Raw genomic sequence first — 16663 nt, 5'->3', positions numbered from 1 at the left:
GTGATATATTAGTATTAGTTCCTCCATCTAAATCGATGACACAAGAAGTTGCATTAGCATCTCTAATTTGGACATCGTAAGAGCCGGCCGTCAATCCTGTATTGTTAAGCGAAGCGGTCCAAGTAGCTCCACCATCAATAGAATAGTCGTAGCTTCCAGATCCTCCAGAAACGGCAGAAATGGTGATGGAGCCGTTAGAGGCTCCAAAGCAGTCCGAGTCACTGGAATTTAAGTTAGCACTTAAAGTGTCATCTGCCATACCATTACAATTCTCATCAATTCCATTGCATGGTATTTCAATTGCAGCTGGGTTAATTGAAGCTAAAGTATCATCACAGTCGTTATTCGTTAAGCTATATCCAACGCCCGGATCAATACCGTAATCAGTTCCTGGATCAGAAGAGTCGCCATACCCATCCAAATCTGAGTCTATATAATAAATTAAGAATAAATTATTGATTGGATATTGTAAAGTACTTAACTCGGATTGAGGGTAATCATTGAAATTATTCAACCGTGCATAATCCGACAGTACACCATAGTAAGGGTAGTTGGTATGATTAGTAGGTGCAACGGTCCGATTTAAGTAAATATTATTAGCCAGCAGCGGAAGGCAGAATAATAGGGCACTTAGGGTATAAAGAAATTTATAAAAGTAACGCTTCTTCATAAATTGTTAATATTTAGGGCATTGCACAAAACATGTTTGATTCGCTTTAATTTTTTTTTTAAAACGAACCATCATTATTGATATTTGGTGCTATTAACCAATTTTATGAGGGAATAGTAAAATTATTAGGATGCGCTATAAATAGCAAATATACTCGTTGAAATACCTGTAATATCTACCGTTGGGTCATCTAAAATTTTACAACAGATTAATTAATAGTAATTAGTTATAAAACAGTTGTTTATGGAAATCACCTACTTTTTTTTTCAAGATCATTTTTAAACCTTATGTTTTATGGTCACGAATATATGATAAATTTTTGATAAAATATCTATGAAATGCAAAAAAAATCGACAAAGCGCATTATCTTAACAATGTAATTAAACATATATACTTGTTAATCAAGTATTTAAGAATTTAATAAAACTAAATTCAAATCCATTATGAAACTTAAAAAAAAATAGGAATGAATTTAGATTTTAACATATTTTTAATAAGGGGAGTAATGGTCTTAAAGGTCATAATGTGTACATAACTAAAATGACCATGGACACATTCATTAATTACGACGGCGTATTACCCACACTTTCTCTTGTGTTGGCTTTCAGGTTTTACAATCTCAAGGTGGCAGTACTACGTGCAACAAAGTTAAAGAACTTTACGGTTTCGAAGAAGATCGATATGAACAAGGGTATGAACATCTTGTTTTATTATAAAAACTTTAGTTAAAAAAGTATTAAATGCCGTTTTATTTTAATTACATGATATCTTTAAACGAACTTTGTTATTTTTGAATGAGTCACGCAATACCTTAGAAAGAGGTCACTACGGGCTGTGAAGGCAGCCCGTATAAAACATAAACCAAAGCAATGAATAAATTTATTTTAATAGTCCTTGTCGCATTAATTGGTCAATTTAAGGGGTCTGCCCAAATTTTTGAACCTGTAACATGGAGCACCTCCGTTGAGAAGATTTCAGATTCCGAATATAATCTGGTGACCACAGCGACCATCGATAAGGGCTGGCACCTCTATTCACAGGATGTTCCTGAGGGGGGGCCTATACCAACCACTTTTACCTATGATGATCAGGGTGGTAAAATTATCATTTTAGGGAATACTTCGGAAGAAGATGGCCATACCATAAATGATCCTGTGTTCGAGATGGAAATCAAGTTCTTTGAGAACAGAGCCACTTTTAAACAGAAAGTTGAAATTCCGGATGAGACCAGCTCCATTTCAGGTACAGTTGAGTTTATGGTTTGTGATGATACCAAATGTCTGCCACCAACGGAAGTAGATTTGACCTTTAAGATAGGGGTACCAGACCACAGCGCATCGGGCGAGGTGACTCCAGGGGCTGACGCGGATGCCCAAACAGGAGACTCCGTTTACAAAACCCCATCGAAAAGTACTTCTTCAAACACGAATAATTCTAACTCAAGAAGCTTATGGGCCATATTTATCTTAGCTTTTTTCTCAGGGTTTGCAGCCTTGTTAACGCCTTGTGTATTCCCCATGATTCCCCTTACGGTGAGTTTTTTTACAAAACAAAGTAAAACCAAGGCCCTGGGTATTAGAAATGCCATTTACTATGGTATTTCCATTGTGGTTATTTACGTCTTGTTGGGCTGGTTGGTGAGCTTTATTTTTGGGGCTGATGCGATGAATGCCCTGTCCACGAATGTGTGGTTTAATTTAGCGTTCTTTCTGTTATTGGTTGTTTTTGCGGTTTCTTTCTTGGGAGCCTTCGAAATTACATTACCCCAATCCTGGGCCAATAAGGTTGATGCGCAATCCAACCGTAGCGGACTCATTGGGATATTCTTTATGGCCCTGGCCCTGGCTATTGTATCCTTTTCATGTACCGGTCCTATTGTAGGAACCTTACTTGTCGAGGCTGCAGTTGGTGGCAACACCATTGGGCCCATCATTGGAATGCTTGGGTTCTCGTTGGCCATAGCCTTACCCTTTGCTTTGTTTGCGGCCTTCCCGGGATGGATGAATGCATTGCCAAAATCTGGCGGATGGTTGAATACCGTAAAGGTGGTTTTAGGGTTTTTGGAATTGGCCTTGGCCTTTAAATTCCTATCACAGGCCGATTTGGTATTGCAACTCCACTTATTGGAACGTGAAGTGTTCCTTGCCATTTGGATTGCCATTTTTGGTGCTTTAGCTTTCTATCTCTTCGGAAAAATTCAGTTGCCTCATGACTCCCCCGTAACCTATATTTCCGTGGGAAGACTGAGTCTGGGTCTATTGGTGTTATCTTTTACGATTTATATGATTCCGGGACTCTGGGGGGCGCCACTAAACTTAATAAGTGCTTTTCCTCCTCCGCAGCATTACAGTGAGTCCCCGTATGGTGTGGGATTCACAAAACTTGGAGGCGGGGGATCGGCAAATTCCCATGAAGCCTTGCTTGAAGGGGCCCACTTACTGGAACCCCATGATATCCTGGCCTTTGATGATTATGATAAAGGTCTGGCTTATGCCAAAAAAGTGAACAAGCCAGTCATGATCGATTTTACAGGCTGGGCCTGCGTGAATTGCAGGAAAATGGAACAAAATGTATGGCCGAAACCTCAGATTTTGGACATTTTAAAGAATGATGTTGTACTGGTATCACTGTATGTAGATGATAAGCGCAAGCTGCCGGAAGATCAAATACAGGAGTCCAAAGTTCGTCCGGGAAAAATGCTGAATACCATAGGCAAATTATGGACGGAATTACAGATTTTAAAATATAAATCCAATACCCAGCCCCTCTATGTGTTGATGGACCATAATGAGGAGAATTTAATAGATCCCGTGGCCTATACCCCGGATGTGGATGAGTTCCATGATTGGCTCAAGCGGGGTATTGGTAATTTTGAATAGTCAACAAGTTTTAAACGTTGTACCGTTACAGATTTCAATTGCGGTAGATTATGATTGAAACCCTTCCGGTTGCTTGCCGGAGGGTTTGTTTAAAAATTCAGAAGATGAAAAATAGTATTCTTAAGTCCAGGTCAAATGGTATCCGGTCAAATACTTCCTTGGAAAATTACTTTCAACAATTCAGAAAGCATATCGTAGGGATCGATCAAACCTTTAAGTCTCCTTACGGAACCCAAACATTGATCTATACCGACTGGACCGCGAGCGGACGGTTGTACCGCCCCATTGAGGAAAAGCTCTTAAATGAGTTTGGACCCTTTGTGGCTAATACACATACCGAAACCTCCACATCGGGAGCGGCCATGACATTGGCCTATCACGAAGCCAGGAATATCATTAAGCGTCATGTCCATGCAAGCCAGGATGACATGCTCATAACCAATGGATCCGGGATGACGGGGGTTGTGAATAAATTTCAGCGTATTTTGGGTCTGAAAGTTTCCGAAAATCTCAAGGACCATACACAAGTTCCTGAAGAAAAGCGTCCCATCGTATTCATTAGTCATATGGAACACCACTCAAACCAAACGTCCTGGCTGGAGACCATAGCCGATGTTGTGGTTGTCCCTTCCAATGAGGAGGGGCTGATTAGTCTGGAGCATTTTGAAACCTGCTTAAGGGAGCATGAGCACAGACCCATTAAAATAGTCGCTGTAACAGCCTGTTCTAATGTAACGGGCCTTAGAACCGATTATCACAAAATAGCGGCCCTTGCACATCGGTATAATGGGCTTTGTTTTGTGGATTTTGCTTGTGCTGCACCTTATGTGAACATCAACATGCATCCCGATGACGAAGCGGAGTATTTAGACGCCATTTATTTTTCACCTCATAAGTTTCTCGGAGGTCCGGGAAGTTCCGGCGTATTGGTATTTAACAAAAAACTGTATAAAAATCTAGTACCCGACAATCCTGGCGGTGGTACGGTAAGCTATACCAACCCATGGGGCGACCATGATTATTTTGATGATGTTGAAACACGAGAGGACGGGGGGACGCCGGCATTTTTACAGACCATAAAGGTGGCTCTGTCCATTCAATTAAAAGAGCAAATGGGTGTTGAAAACATGCATGCCAGGGAAGAGGAGATCAATCCTAAAATATTCAAGACATTGGAACGTTTGGACGAGGTATCCATATTGGCTCCAAACCATAAAGACAGATTAGGAATTTTTTCGTTCTATTTTGAAGAGTATCATTTCAATTTGGTCGTTAAACTACTGAACGATCGATTTGGAATTCAAACCAGGGGTGGTTGTTCCTGTGCCGGTACTTATGGACACTTTTTACTCAATGTGGATCAACAAAGGTCCAAAGCCATCGAACAACAAATCCTTGAGGGCTGTAATACGGAAAAACCTGGCTGGGTGCGATTATCTATACATCCAACCATGACGGATGCCGACATAGACTTTATCTGCAAGGCCTTGGTGGAATTGGCGGAACACATTGAGGAATGGTCAAAGGATTATGTCTATGATCCGGTAAAAAACGATTACATTCATAAAACGGCACAACCCACAGAAGTGGAACTGGTAAAACAATGGTTCAAGCTTTAAGGGTTAATGGATTTACAAAATCTCAATGGGGTGGGTATGACAATAGCAAATCCCAAACCCTTGCGTGTTTGTGGATGTTTTGTTTTCAGGTCGTTTTCAAGCAAGCTTTTCACGCCCTAAAAACAAAAAAAGCCAGGTACTGTCGTACCGGGCCTTTGCTGTTGTAGCGAGATCGAGATTTGAACTCGAGACCTCCGGGTTATGAATCCGACGCTCTAACCACCTGAGCTACCTCGCCATTTTAACGGCTGCAAATATAAAAACAAAAATATTGCATACAAACAGAAGTTGTCAAAAATATTATCTAAAAATTTTGTAATACTTATTAATTAATGTATATATTGAGCAACATAAATTCAAGAGTTACTTATGGACGATAAAATTAAATTTGAAATTGAATTTCCCATCCATGCATCACCTCAGTTGTTGTATCAATATATCTCTACGCCCTCTGGCCTGTCGGAATGGTTCTCGGATAATGTGAATTCCAGAGGGGAAGTATTTACCTTTATTTGGGACGGTAGTGAAGAAAAAGCAAAATTGCTCAGTAAAAAAAATGGCGAACGGGTCAAATTCAGATGGTTGGCAGATGAGGATGAAGAATTGAGCTATTATTTTGAAATTCGTATTCAAGTTGATGAAATAACTAAAGACGTGTCATTGATGGTTACTGATTTTGCAGAGGAAGATGAGATTGATGAAGCCAAAATGTTATGGGACAACCAAATTTCTGACTTGAAACAGGTATTGGGTTCTGCATAATTGTAAAATGTATTTAAATCTTATATTTGTCCCGAATTTTTCGGGATTTTTTTTATGGTTAATTTTAATGGAAAAATAGTAGACGACATCTATTGTATATCACCAAAAAATAGAGGATATGCGTATGGAGATGCACTTTTTGAAACTATTAAGTCTGTAAACGGCAAATTGTTGTTTTGGGAAGACCATTATTTTAGATTAATGGCATCTATGCGCATTATGCGAATGGAAATTCCCATGAATTTCACCATGGAATTTTTGGAAATGCAGATTCAAAAAGCATTGGAGGCCCATCAATTATCAAATCGTTTTGCGAGAGTTAAGTTACAGGTCCATCGTGTGGAAGGGGGGTTGTATTTACCTAAAAATCATACCGTTGAATTTATAATTTTAGCGGAATCCCTGGAATCCGGTGCTTACTTGTTCAAGGACGGGTATTATGAGATTGATTTATTTAAGGATTATGATATCTCCCCGAGTTTGCTGTCCACCTTAAAGACCAACAATAAAGCCATAAATGTGGTTGGAAGCATTTTTGCCCAGGAAAACAATCTGAACAATTGTTTGGTTTTAAATACAAATAAACATGTTGTTGAAGCCTTAAATGGTAATGTATTTTTAGTGATTGGTAACCTAATAAAGACACCTCCCATTACAGAGGGCTGTTTAAAGGGGATCATGCGTAAGCAAATTATGGATTTGGTTAAAAACAGCCAGGAATACCAATTAGAAGAAGCCTCAATTTCTGCTTTTGAGCTTCAAAAGGCTGATGAAATTTTTATAACCAATGTAATCACAGGAATTCAGCCGGTAACCAAATACAGAAAAAAAGAGTTTAAGTTTGAAGTCTCCAAAAACTTGATTCAGAAACTAAATGATAAATTAGGGTACGCTTAATTGTAGTTCGGATTTTCGGGTGCATTCGACCAAATAATGTATTCACCACCTAGTTCCAGCATTTTTTCTTTCCAAAAGTGCTGATAGTCCTTTTCAATAATTTCTTTTTTATAAATATTTTCCGAGACTACCCATGAATTTAATTTTAGCTCCTCCTCTAATTGATTGGTATCCCAGCCTGAGTAGCCCAAAAAGAATCGAATATCATTCTCTTTAAGAATGGCACCGGTTATTAGCTCTACTACTTTATTAAAATCACCTCCCCAATATATGCCAAAGGAAATCTCAATGCTATCCGGAATGAGTTCAGGAACCTTATGGATAAAATATAAATTGTCCTGTTCAACAGGCCCACCATTATATACTTTAAAGTACGCTTCAACTTCAGGAATAAGGTCATTAATCGTGTAATCGAGAGGTTTGTTTAAAATGAAACCAATAGAACCTTCCTTATTGTGGTCTGCCAATAATACTATCGAACGGTTAAATGATACATCACCAATTATTGCCGGTTCAGCAATTAATAAGTCGCCTTTTTTTGGTTTAAGTGTTATCATGCTATTGAGGAATTTGTAACTAAATCTAATATATATTTCTTAAACATGCAACTATACCCTACGGTTAAACAAAAAAAGCCCTCAAATTTTTGAAGGCTTTTTATTATTATTTATGGCGTAAATTTAGTTAACTGCGTTTGATAAATCTGAACCAGCTTTAAACTTTACAACATTTTTTGCTTTAATTTTAATAGTTGCCCCTGTTTGAGGGTTTCTGCCTTCTCTCGCTGATCTTTTAGAAACCGACCAAGAGCCAAATCCAACTAAAGAAACACGGTTACCTTTTTGTAAAGCACCTTCAATTTCTATAAGAGCGCATTCTAAAGCTTTTTTAGCAGCAGCTTTGGTGATTCCTGCATGTTCTGCCATTGCATCGATTAAATCTGTTTTGTTCATAATATAAAATTTAAATTATTAAAAAAATTGGTTAAACATTGTTGTTAAATCCTATACAAATTTATACGGATTATGTAACCATGCAAGTAATAGCAAGGGAAATACGCGGTTTTGTTAATAACTTGACGTATTTGTTAATAAAGGAGAAGTTTTTTATCGATGTTTTCAAATGGTAGTGTTAATAAGGGTTTAGAGCATTTTTGCATTGTCATGAAAAACATAACCGTTTAATAGCGATTCTGCTTCCATCAATTTCTTGCCTGGGAGTTTAATTTTTTCAATTTTGATGAATCCATGAGATACCGCCACCTTCAATTCCTTTTTGCCAACCACTATATGTCCTGTTTTGTAGGCATGCTTAAAAGATTCTTTTTTGCTTTCATAAATCTTAATATCCAATTGCGCTTCACCATTAATAAGGACGCACCAGGCTCCCGGATAGGGACTTAATCCACGAATTTTATTATAAATGGCTTCCATAGAATCGGACCAATCAATTTTACAGTTATCCCTATTCAGCTTATACGCCGTTTTAATACCCTCGGTATCTACCTGGGGCGTTGTTTTAACCGCATTGTTTTCTATTAGTTTTACCGTTTTAAGGACCAGCGCACTCCCTTGGTCCATGAGCTTGTCATGAAGGCTTCCGGCATTTTCATTCGGATCGATGGGTGTCGTATCTTGAAGGATCATTTCACCGGTATCTATTTTTTCATCAATAAAAAATGTGGATACCCCTGTTATTTTTTCACCATTAATAATGGCCCAATTAATAGGTGCTGCACCGCGATAATTAGGCAACAATGAGGCATGCAAATTGAAGGTGCCATATTGGGGCATCTGCCAGACCGCTTTGGGAAGCATTCTAAAAGCCACCACAATTTGGAGGTTGGCTTGTAAAAGTTTTAAGTCTCTTAAAAATTCTTTATCCTTTAAATTTGTAGGTTGTAAGACAGTCAAGTTCTGCGATTTTGCATATGCTTTTACAGCGCTCTCCTGGAGTTTTTGTCCCCGACCAGCAGGTCTGTCAGGCGCAGTAATAACACCAACAATGTTATAATTGTGTTCTACTAATGCCTTTAAGGTAGATACAGCAAAATATGGGGTGCCCATAAAAACGATTCTTAAATTCCTCATAAATGACTTAGTTTATAGGTGTTTGTTTCTGTAATGGATATGATATTATGCTCCAATAGCGTATTTATTATCTTAAGGGTCTGGTCCTCAGAGGCATTAATATGGGATATGATATGTCTTGAAGTCTGATCCCCGTTCTCCAACAGTTCTATAATGCTTTTTTTTATGGTATTCGGACTAATATCCTTGTTTATTTTATTTTTGCGCAAACATACGGTACAAATACCACAGGGTTCCACTTCGGTTTCATCAAAATAGGAGAGCAACTGTTTGCTTTTGCAAACGGAATCGTTGTCAATGTATTTGAGCATCGCTTTGACCTGATTTTGCTTTAATTGGTTTTGTTGCTCAATCACTGCAGCAATCCTGTTGATGGTTTTATCATCTTCACGCGGCTCTATAAAGGTGATTTTGGCATCGGTATTTGTTAAATTTAAATGGATAACCTGGTCCTTTTCCAATTGGTGCAATACCCTAAGGACATACGCCTCTGTTACCGACGCTTTTTCCGCAACTTTTAGGGTATTAATTTTGGTGATGTGATCGAAAATACCACCGTATATCCTGAGTAGTGATGTTACAACATCCTCCAATTCACTATGCGTTTCCAAATAACTAAAAAGGCTATGGTTCGGAATGACAAATTGTACACTCGCTTTATTGTGGAATTGTCTGGTTAAACTAATTATGCTATTTCTATCCAAGAGCAATAAGGTATTGTAACATATGTTAGAACTGAAGTTATAGGTTTTACAGAAAGTATTGAAATTAAAGTCAAAGGTATTATACTCGCCTTCTCCGTAAGATATTTGAAAATAGTTGCAAAGCTTCCGATACACTTTTTTGACAAAGTCCACCGTTGGTAAAACCTTTAAAAACTGGTTTTTAACCAAATTTTCATCGTTCTTATTCTTTAAAATAATAGCATAGGCTTTTTCCCCATTGCGCCCCGCGCGACCCGATTCCTGGAAATAACTTTCAATGCTTTCAGGTAAATTTAGATGGATAACCGTTTTTACATCAGGTTTGTCTATACCCATACCAAAGGCATTGGTAGCGACCATAACCTGTTTATTATTGTGTAACCACTGAGTCATATTATTGTTCTTTTCATCAGTGGTGAGTCCGCCATGATAGAATGTTGAACTCATGTTTTTTGATTCTAAAAACGAACTGACCTCCACACTTAGTCGTCTTGTTCTAACATAAATGATAGCAGAAGCCTTCTGTTTTTTTAAGATGGTTTCCATGCGATAAAATTTATCGTCTTCATGAAACACCATATAGGCCAAATTGGGTCTTAAAAAGGATTGTTTGAATAGTTTTGGTTGACTAAGATCCAGTTCCTTAATTATATCCTCAACTACATGGGTTCGCGCCGATGCCGTTAAGGCAATAATATTGACATTAGGGTGGAGTTCCCGTAATAAGGAAATGTTTTTATAAGCAGGTCTAAAATCATTACCCCATTGTGAAATGCAATGGGCCTCATCGACAGCAATTAAATTGACATGCAATTGTTTAATACGCTCCTGAACCAACTCTTGTTGTAAACGCTCAGGCGATAAATATAAAAACTTATAGTTGCCATAGATACAATTGTCCAAAAGCACATCCAATTCCTGGAATGACATCCCACTGGTCAAAGCCAAAGCTTTAATGCCTTTATCATTAAGCGCGTTAACCTGGTCGTTCATCAGGGCAATTAAAGGGGATACGACAATACATAAGCCTTTTTTGCATAAGGCCGGGATTTGATAACATAGGGATTTCCCTCCACCCGTTGGCAGAAGCGCAAACGTGTCATGACCTTCAATAACCGATTGGATAATGGCCTCCTGTTGTGGTTTGAAGGAGGTGAATTTCCAGTAGCGTTCCAAAAGGTCTATGGGATGCTCCATATTACATATTTACAATATTTAAAATAAAATCGGTCCGGTTTTCAACCGTGTCAAAAGGGACATCTATCAAGGTATAGTTATAATTTTTATAGGTGTTAACCAAATAATCATGAATTTGTAAAGCCTGTTCAAAATTTTCGTACCGTTCATTATCGCTGGTGTAAATGATTTCCCAGGGTTTCAGGATAAAAACCGCATCGTAAGTTGAGACTTTACACGCTTCAACAAAAGCATCAGGATAAGGATCACCAATAAAATCCATGTAGGCCAGAATATCGGGAATGCCCCTATCAAAAAATACGGTATCAGTTTGAAGCATATCAGCTTTTAGGTATTGTTCTTGTCTTCCTTTTAGTAATAATTCACTAAACACCAAAGGCCTGGTTAAAAACAACTGATCAATGCCTTTCTTTTTGGCCTCTAGCGTAACTTGTCTGGAAATTTCCTCCAGGCAGGTATACCCACGTTTTAACAATTCATCAATTATGGTAGATTTTCCTGTTCCGGGTCCACCTGTTATAATAATTTTTTTTGTGTTCAAACTGGTAGGAATTTGAATGTAAAAATCGTAATTTAACTGGTATAAAAAAAATTGAAAGCAAACGATATGTTCCCAATTTCCAACTTAAATCAGGATTGGGAGTGCCAAAATAAGAGTACCCCGGTAACGACTTGATGTGCACAGGCTATCATGAGTGTTTTTAAATCCTAATTTCTACGTTGAATTTGGTTGAAAACCATTCGGGTTCATTTCCATTATTTTTGAGTAGTTGTAAATGAAAAATTTCATGTATTTTTGCTGTTTATAAATTAACCTATGGCGACCGATTCTGATGCTGAAGCATTCTACAAAAAACTAGAGGCACAACTGTATGAAACCAACAGTTGGCCATCCGAATATTTATATAAATTTATAGTAAAGTCCGATTTACAGAAAATAGCAGAGATCGAAGCTATTTTTGATAATATGGGAGCAGTGATAAATACCATTGAATCTAAAAAAGGCAAATATACAAGTGTTTCAGTTAATTTGCAGATGCGAGATCCCAATGCCGTCATCGATAAATATAAAGAAGTGGCAGAAAAAGTGGATGGGGTGATAAGCCTTTAGATTTTTTTTGTATTTTGCGAACACATAGTAACTGCAGGCCTAATATTAATTCTACACACTAAAATTTTGATTGACAATTTAGAATACAACACCGAGCGTGAACATTTAATCATTCCAGAATATGGACGTCACATCCAAAAGATGATTAACTACGCCAAATCAAGAGAGACTAAAGAGGAACGAAATAAACTCGCTAAAGCTATTATTGCCGTAATGGGTAATTTACAACCCCATTTACGCGATGTTCCCGATTTTCAACATAAATTATGGGATCAGCTTTTTATCATGTCTAATTTTGGTTTGGATGCGGATTCACCGTTTACAAAACCTTCAAAGGAACTATTTGAAGAACGTCCTGAGCCTTTAAGATACCCGCAAAACCATCCCAAATACCGTTTTTATGGTAACAATATTAAGACCATGATAGACGTTGCAAATACCTGGGAAGATGGAGATCTAAAGGAGGCTTTGATCTATACCATTGCCAATCACATGAAAAAGTGCTTTTTGAACTGGAATAAGGACACGGTTGAAGACGATGTGATTTACGATCATTTATACGAGCTTTCCGGTGGAAAAATAAACCTGAGGAATTCGGATGAAGATTTGTCGGATGCTTCCAGTTTAATGCGTTCCAAAGGCAAATACTCAAGTAAAAAAGGACACAAGAAAACCTCCAATCGCCAAAGAAAACGCTACTAGTATTTATGGGATTATTTAAAATAGAAGGCGGTCATCAATTAAAAGGTAGTATTCAACCCCAAGGTGCAAAGAACGAGGCACTACAGATATTGTGTGCGGTTTTGTTAACACCAGAAAAGGTAACTATAAACAATATACCCGATATTTTAGATGTCAACAAACTTATTAGTTTACTCAAAAATTTAGGTGTTAAAGTTGAATCATTGTCCAAGGGAAGTTACAGTTTTCAAGCTGATGACCTTAATTTGGATTATTTAGAATCTGATGCGTTTAAGGTTGATGGACGGGGCTTAAGAGGATCAATTATGATTGTGGGTCCACTACTGGCTCGCTTTGGTAAAGGGTATATTCCTAAACCTGGTGGCGATAAAATAGGCCGTAGAAGGCTCGATACCCATTTTGCAGGCCTGATAAAACTGGGGGCTGAATTTGGGTACAGTCGAGAGGAGCAGTTTTATGGTGTCGAGGCTAAAAAACTGAAAGGCACTTATATGCTTCTTGAAGAGGCTTCTGTGACCGGTACGGCTAATATTGTGATGGCCGCTGTTCTGGCAGAAGGACAAACAACCATTTATAATGCGGCCTGTGAACCTTATTTGCAGCAGTTGTGTAAAATGCTAAATCGCATGGGGGCTAAGATTAGTGGGGTTGGTTCCAATTTGTTAACCATCGATGGCGTTAAGCGATTAGGGGGCACAGAACATACCATGTTGCCCGATATGATTGAAATAGGGAGCTGGATTGGTTTAGCGGCTATGACAAAAAGTGAATTGACTATTACCAATGTAAGCTGGGATGATTTGGGTATTATGCCCACCATATTTAGAAAACTTGGAATTACCGTTGAAAGGCAGGGAGAGCATATCCATATTCCTGCACATACCGATGGTTATGAGATCCAAAGTTTTATCGATGGTTCTATACTAACCATAGCAGATGCCCCATGGCCGGGATTTACTCCTGATTTATTGAGCATTGTATTAGTGGTGGCCACTCAGGCCAAAGGTAGTGTTCTGGTGCATCAAAAAATGTTTGAAAGCCGTTTGTTCTTTGTGGATAAATTAATTGATATGGGGGCTAAAATCATTCTGTGTGATCCCCACCGGGCCACGGTTATAGGTCATGATTTTAAATCAACTTTAAAGGCTACAACCATGACTTCCCCCGACATACGTGCCGGTGTATCACTGCTTATAGCAGCCTTGTCGGCAAAAGGCACATCGACCATTCAAAATATAGAGCAGATTGATCGTGGCTATGAACGTATAGACGAGCGCCTGCGAGCTATAGGGGCCCATATTACAAGGGTGGAATAAAATTGTCATTTCACATATTTACGCTGCATTATAAATTATTGAAGCCAGGTCATGGATTATCATGGTAGCAGGACCTTTTCTAGCCTTTCATTGGGCGTAACGGACCAATATCGCGAGGGTTATCGGAAATTCTATGTTTACCATCTTACCCAAAAAATATTCAGGACGATTTGGATTATTTTGTCATTGTTTTTAAATCCATCATGCTTATGTCCTAAATAAGGCATCTTTTTTATATTTTTAACTTGTGACAGTGCTATGGCTTGTTGCAAATTAAATATCACATGAACAGGTTTATCAGGTTTATAGAAGGTAATATCCAGGGGAAGAAGGTCTTTTGGCTTTTTAGCCTGACCACTTTGGTTTATGTTTTTATGTTAATGGTTACCATTCCCAAAACTATGGCCTTCGCCAATGGTATGAAGCTATTGGATATGATGCCACTTGGATATGATTTTAACTATGTCAATGACTTGTTCAGTTCCCTAGGGGTGCAAGGGCGTAATACCTATTTGACCATACAAATCCCGGTGGATATGGTGTATCCATTTCTTTTTGGGTTAACTTACAGTTTACTCCTGGGCTTTTTTCTTAATAAAATACATCAATTGAAAAGACCCCTTATTTATTTATGTGCATTACCTGTAATTGCAGGGCTCGCAGATTATTTAGAGAATTTTGGAGTAATTGTTTTATTGAACACCTATCCGGACTTAACCGCTATAGAAGTTCATCTCACCATGATTTTCTCAATGCTTAAAAGTGCGACATCGGCGGTTTATTTTACGGTTTTAATAATGGTCCTGCTGTGGTTTGGTATTCAGAGTCTCTTTAAGGCGAAAAAAGATTAATTTGGAAAATTACGGAATTGCATCGCTAAAATTTTATGATTTGAATTATTGGGATATCTTAACATTAATGGGTCGTATTCCAAATGACGTTATGGATTTACTCTAATGCCGATTTGTAAGCTTCCAAACAGCGCTCACGTGCAAATTTATGCTCAACAATAGGCGGGGGATAGGTGAGTTCCTGAAAATCGGGGCACCATGTTCTAACATATTCCAAATTCCTGTCAAATTTTTCAATTTGCGTGGTAGGGTTGAAAATCCTAAAGTAAGGCGCTGCGTCGACCCCTGATCCGGCTACCCACTGCCAATTCCCTACATTACTTGCCATATCATAATCGTGCAGTTTTTCGGCAAAATAGGCTTCCCCCCAGCGCCAATCTATGAGAAGATGTTTGCATAGAAAACTACCGACCAGCATGCGAACCCTGTTGTGCATAAAACCTGTTTGGTTTAATTGCCGCATTCCGGCATCAACCAGGGGATACCCCGTTTTACCTTCACACCATGCTTTAAATTCACTTTCATTATTGCGCCATTCAATGCGGTCGTATTTTGGTTTAAAAGACTGGTTTACCGTATGTGGAAAATGCCATAAAATCTGCATGAAGAATTCTCTCCAAATCAATTCCTGCCAAAAGGTTTCGTTTTTTTCTGCAAGGGCTCTTTTCACTATGTCGCGAATACTTACCGTACCAAATCTTAAGTGTGGACCGAGTTTGGAGGTGGCATCTTTCGCCGGGAAGTTCCGTTTTGATTCATAGGCCTCTATAAGTTCCGGTGCAGTATTATAGGGCGCAACCTTTTGATCGGACCTTGTAAATCCAATATCGGATAAACTTAAGTTGGGGAGGTTTGCCTGTTTTACGAGGTTATTCAAATGCGTCTTAGTGTCAAAGGTTTTAAGATGGGATGTCTTGAATTTTTCTTTCCACCTTTTCATATATGGGGTATAGACGACGTAAGGGTCGTCGTCGGCTTTTACAATCTCATTTTTTTCAAAAATAACCTGGTCCTTAAAAGAGATAAAATCGATATGACGTTTGGACAAAAAATGTTTTATTTCAGTATCGCGTGCCCTGGCATAGGGCTCGTAATCGTGATTAGTAATTACGGTTTTGATGTTATATTCTTTAACTAACTGCGCAAAAACATCTTTGGGAGTCCCATGAAGTAAGGCCATAGTACTTCTATATTTCTTCTGGAGTTTACTCCGCATGGTCTGTAGTGTATCATGAATGAATGTAACACGGGCATCATTTTTTGGTAGTTTTTCCAATATTTCGGTATCGAATATAAAAATGGGTAATACGGGAACATTCATGTCTAAGGCGTGATACAATCCGCAGTTGTCCTCTAGTCTTAAGTCCCGACGAAACCAAAATATGTTAATGGGATGCTTCATTTAAAATACACCAAATAAGTCCTCTAATTTTTTAGTCCTATAATTGAAAATTTCTTCGAGTTTAGGCCTTACTAAAAAGGGATGAGCCCATTGTCCCAAAATACCAAAAGGTAATTTGTAGTCAATAATATCTTCCATCTCAACACCTCCTTCAATAGGATTAATAAAATGTTTGTGGTGCCATAAACTATAAGGTCCAAAACGTTGTTCATCCACAAAGTACCGGTGGGGGATAACATGTGTTATTTCTGTTACCCACTTGGTTTTAATACCCAGAATGGGGGTAACCATGTATTCAATTATTTGACCGGCATACATGGCTCTGTCGGCACCAGATAGGATATGAAACCCCATATAATCCGGGGTAATGGTTTTGAGATTATTGGGATCCGAAAGGAAATTCCAGGCCTTCTCAACACTTATCGGTAATTTTTGTTTTCTGTGAAGCTTAAATAATTTCATG

General features: G+C 38.3%; 17 protein-coding genes and 1 tRNA gene. 9 read left to right on the top strand and 9 right to left on the bottom strand.

What is annotated here, in order from left to right; translation table 11 throughout:
* Positions 1-670: MopE-related protein (locus MR054_RS15160; RefSeq protein WP_242158634.1), on the bottom strand; the 670-nt coding region annotated here is incomplete at its 3' end.
* A 546-nt stretch (positions 671-1216) separates the two neighbouring features.
* Between MR054_RS15160 and MR054_RS15155 the strand changes: the two genes are divergently transcribed.
* The 3 genes from MR054_RS15155 to MR054_RS15145 all read left to right on the top strand — a co-directional run bounded on the left by MR054_RS15155 (position 1217) and on the right by MR054_RS15145 (position 5168).
* Complete coding sequence (locus MR054_RS15155; protein ID WP_242158633.1) at positions 1217-1399, top strand: hypothetical protein; 183 nt, start codon at positions 1217-1219, stop codon at positions 1397-1399.
* Between the two features lie 140 nt (positions 1400-1539).
* Complete coding sequence (locus MR054_RS15150) at positions 1540-3549, top strand: protein-disulfide reductase DsbD family protein (protein ID WP_242158631.1); 2010 nt, start codon at positions 1540-1542, stop codon at positions 3547-3549.
* A gap of 104 nt (positions 3550-3653) precedes the next feature.
* The gene (locus MR054_RS15145; protein WP_242158629.1) at positions 3654-5168 is read left to right on the top strand and encodes an aminotransferase class V-fold PLP-dependent enzyme; all 1515 of its coding nucleotides are present in this window, start codon (positions 3654-3656) and stop codon (positions 5166-5168) included.
* Positions 5169-5332: 164 nt separating this feature from the next.
* Here the strand turns inward: MR054_RS15145 and MR054_RS15140 are convergent.
* Positions 5333-5406 (bottom strand) — tRNA-Met (locus MR054_RS15140).
* A 131-nt stretch (positions 5407-5537) separates the two neighbouring features.
* Here MR054_RS15140 and MR054_RS15135 point away from each other — a divergent pair.
* Both MR054_RS15135 and MR054_RS15130 read left to right on the top strand, forming a co-directional pair.
* Entirely contained in the window at positions 5538-5930 is a 393-nt protein-coding gene (locus MR054_RS15135) for an START-like domain-containing protein (RefSeq protein ID WP_242086321.1), read from the top strand.
* Between the two features lie 54 nt (positions 5931-5984).
* Positions 5985-6827, top strand: a complete 843-nt coding sequence (locus MR054_RS15130) for an aminotransferase class IV (protein ID WP_242158627.1) — start codon at positions 5985-5987, stop codon at positions 6825-6827.
* On the opposite strand, the gene MR054_RS15125 is transcribed toward MR054_RS15130, so the two are convergent.
* The 5 genes from MR054_RS15125 to MR054_RS15105 all read right to left on the bottom strand — a co-directional run bounded on the left by MR054_RS15125 (position 6824) and on the right by MR054_RS15105 (position 11359).
* Positions 6824-7384: a YqgE/AlgH family protein gene (locus MR054_RS15125; RefSeq protein ID WP_242086325.1), complete on the bottom strand. Its 561-nt coding sequence runs from the start codon at positions 7382-7384 to the stop codon at positions 6824-6826. The two genes, MR054_RS15130 and MR054_RS15125, sit on opposite strands and share 4 nt — an antisense overlap.
* A 123-nt stretch (positions 7385-7507) precedes the next feature.
* Positions 7508-7780: an HU family DNA-binding protein gene (locus tag MR054_RS15120; protein WP_019386644.1), complete on the bottom strand. Its 273-nt coding sequence runs from the start codon at positions 7778-7780 to the stop codon at positions 7508-7510.
* Between the two features lie 189 nt (positions 7781-7969).
* Positions 7970-8917 carry a methionyl-tRNA formyltransferase gene (gene fmt / locus MR054_RS15115; RefSeq protein WP_242158626.1) on the bottom strand — a complete coding sequence of 316 codons (948 nt, stop codon included), beginning with the start codon at positions 8915-8917 and terminating at the stop codon, positions 7970-7972.
* Positions 8914-10818: a RecQ family ATP-dependent DNA helicase gene (locus tag MR054_RS15110; RefSeq protein ID WP_242158625.1), complete on the bottom strand. Its 1905-nt coding sequence runs from the start codon at positions 10816-10818 to the stop codon at positions 8914-8916. Before MR054_RS15110 ends, fmt begins: the two co-directional genes overlap by 4 nt.
* A 1-nt stretch (position 10819) precedes the next feature.
* Positions 10820-11359: an AAA family ATPase gene (locus tag MR054_RS15105; RefSeq protein ID WP_242086333.1), complete on the bottom strand. Its 540-nt coding sequence runs from the start codon at positions 11357-11359 to the stop codon at positions 10820-10822.
* 276 nt (positions 11360-11635) lie between these two features.
* Between MR054_RS15105 and MR054_RS15100 the strand changes: the two genes are divergently transcribed.
* The 4 genes from MR054_RS15100 (at position 11636) to MR054_RS15085 (ending at position 14798) form a co-directional block, all read left to right on the top strand.
* Positions 11636-11929, top strand: a complete 294-nt coding sequence (locus MR054_RS15100) for a DUF493 family protein (protein ID WP_242086334.1) — start codon at positions 11636-11638, stop codon at positions 11927-11929.
* A gap of 66 nt (positions 11930-11995) precedes the next feature.
* Positions 11996-12631: a DUF4290 domain-containing protein gene (locus MR054_RS15095; protein ID WP_242086335.1), complete on the top strand. Its 636-nt coding sequence runs from the start codon at positions 11996-11998 to the stop codon at positions 12629-12631.
* A 5-nt stretch (positions 12632-12636) separates the two neighbouring features.
* A complete protein-coding gene (gene murA / locus MR054_RS15090; protein ID WP_242086337.1) occupies positions 12637-13947 on the top strand; it encodes a UDP-N-acetylglucosamine 1-carboxyvinyltransferase in 1311 nt (436 codons plus the stop codon).
* A gap of 284 nt (positions 13948-14231) precedes the next feature.
* Positions 14232-14798 (top strand): hypothetical protein, encoded by a 567-nt coding sequence (locus tag MR054_RS15085; RefSeq protein WP_242158624.1) that lies wholly within the window; start codon positions 14232-14234, stop codon positions 14796-14798.
* 97 nt (positions 14799-14895) lie between these two features.
* Here MR054_RS15085 and MR054_RS15080 read toward each other — a convergent pair whose 3' ends face one another.
* Both MR054_RS15080 and MR054_RS15075 read right to left on the bottom strand, forming a co-directional pair.
* Positions 14896-16200 (bottom strand): cryptochrome/photolyase family protein, encoded by a 1305-nt coding sequence (locus MR054_RS15080; protein ID WP_242158623.1) that lies wholly within the window; start codon positions 16198-16200, stop codon positions 14896-14898.
* The gene (locus MR054_RS15075; RefSeq protein ID WP_242158622.1) at positions 16201-16662 is read right to left on the bottom strand and encodes an SRPBCC family protein; all 462 of its coding nucleotides are present in this window, start codon (positions 16660-16662) and stop codon (positions 16201-16203) included.
* Between the last annotated feature and the right edge of the window lies 1 nt (position 16663).

Source organism: Aestuariivivens sediminis (assembly GCF_022662105.1).
GTDB lineage: Bacteria > Bacteroidota > Bacteroidia > Flavobacteriales > Flavobacteriaceae > Aestuariivivens > Aestuariivivens sediminis.
Note: the sequence above shows the minus strand (reverse complement) of the source record. Positions and strands in the feature narration are given on the sequence as shown.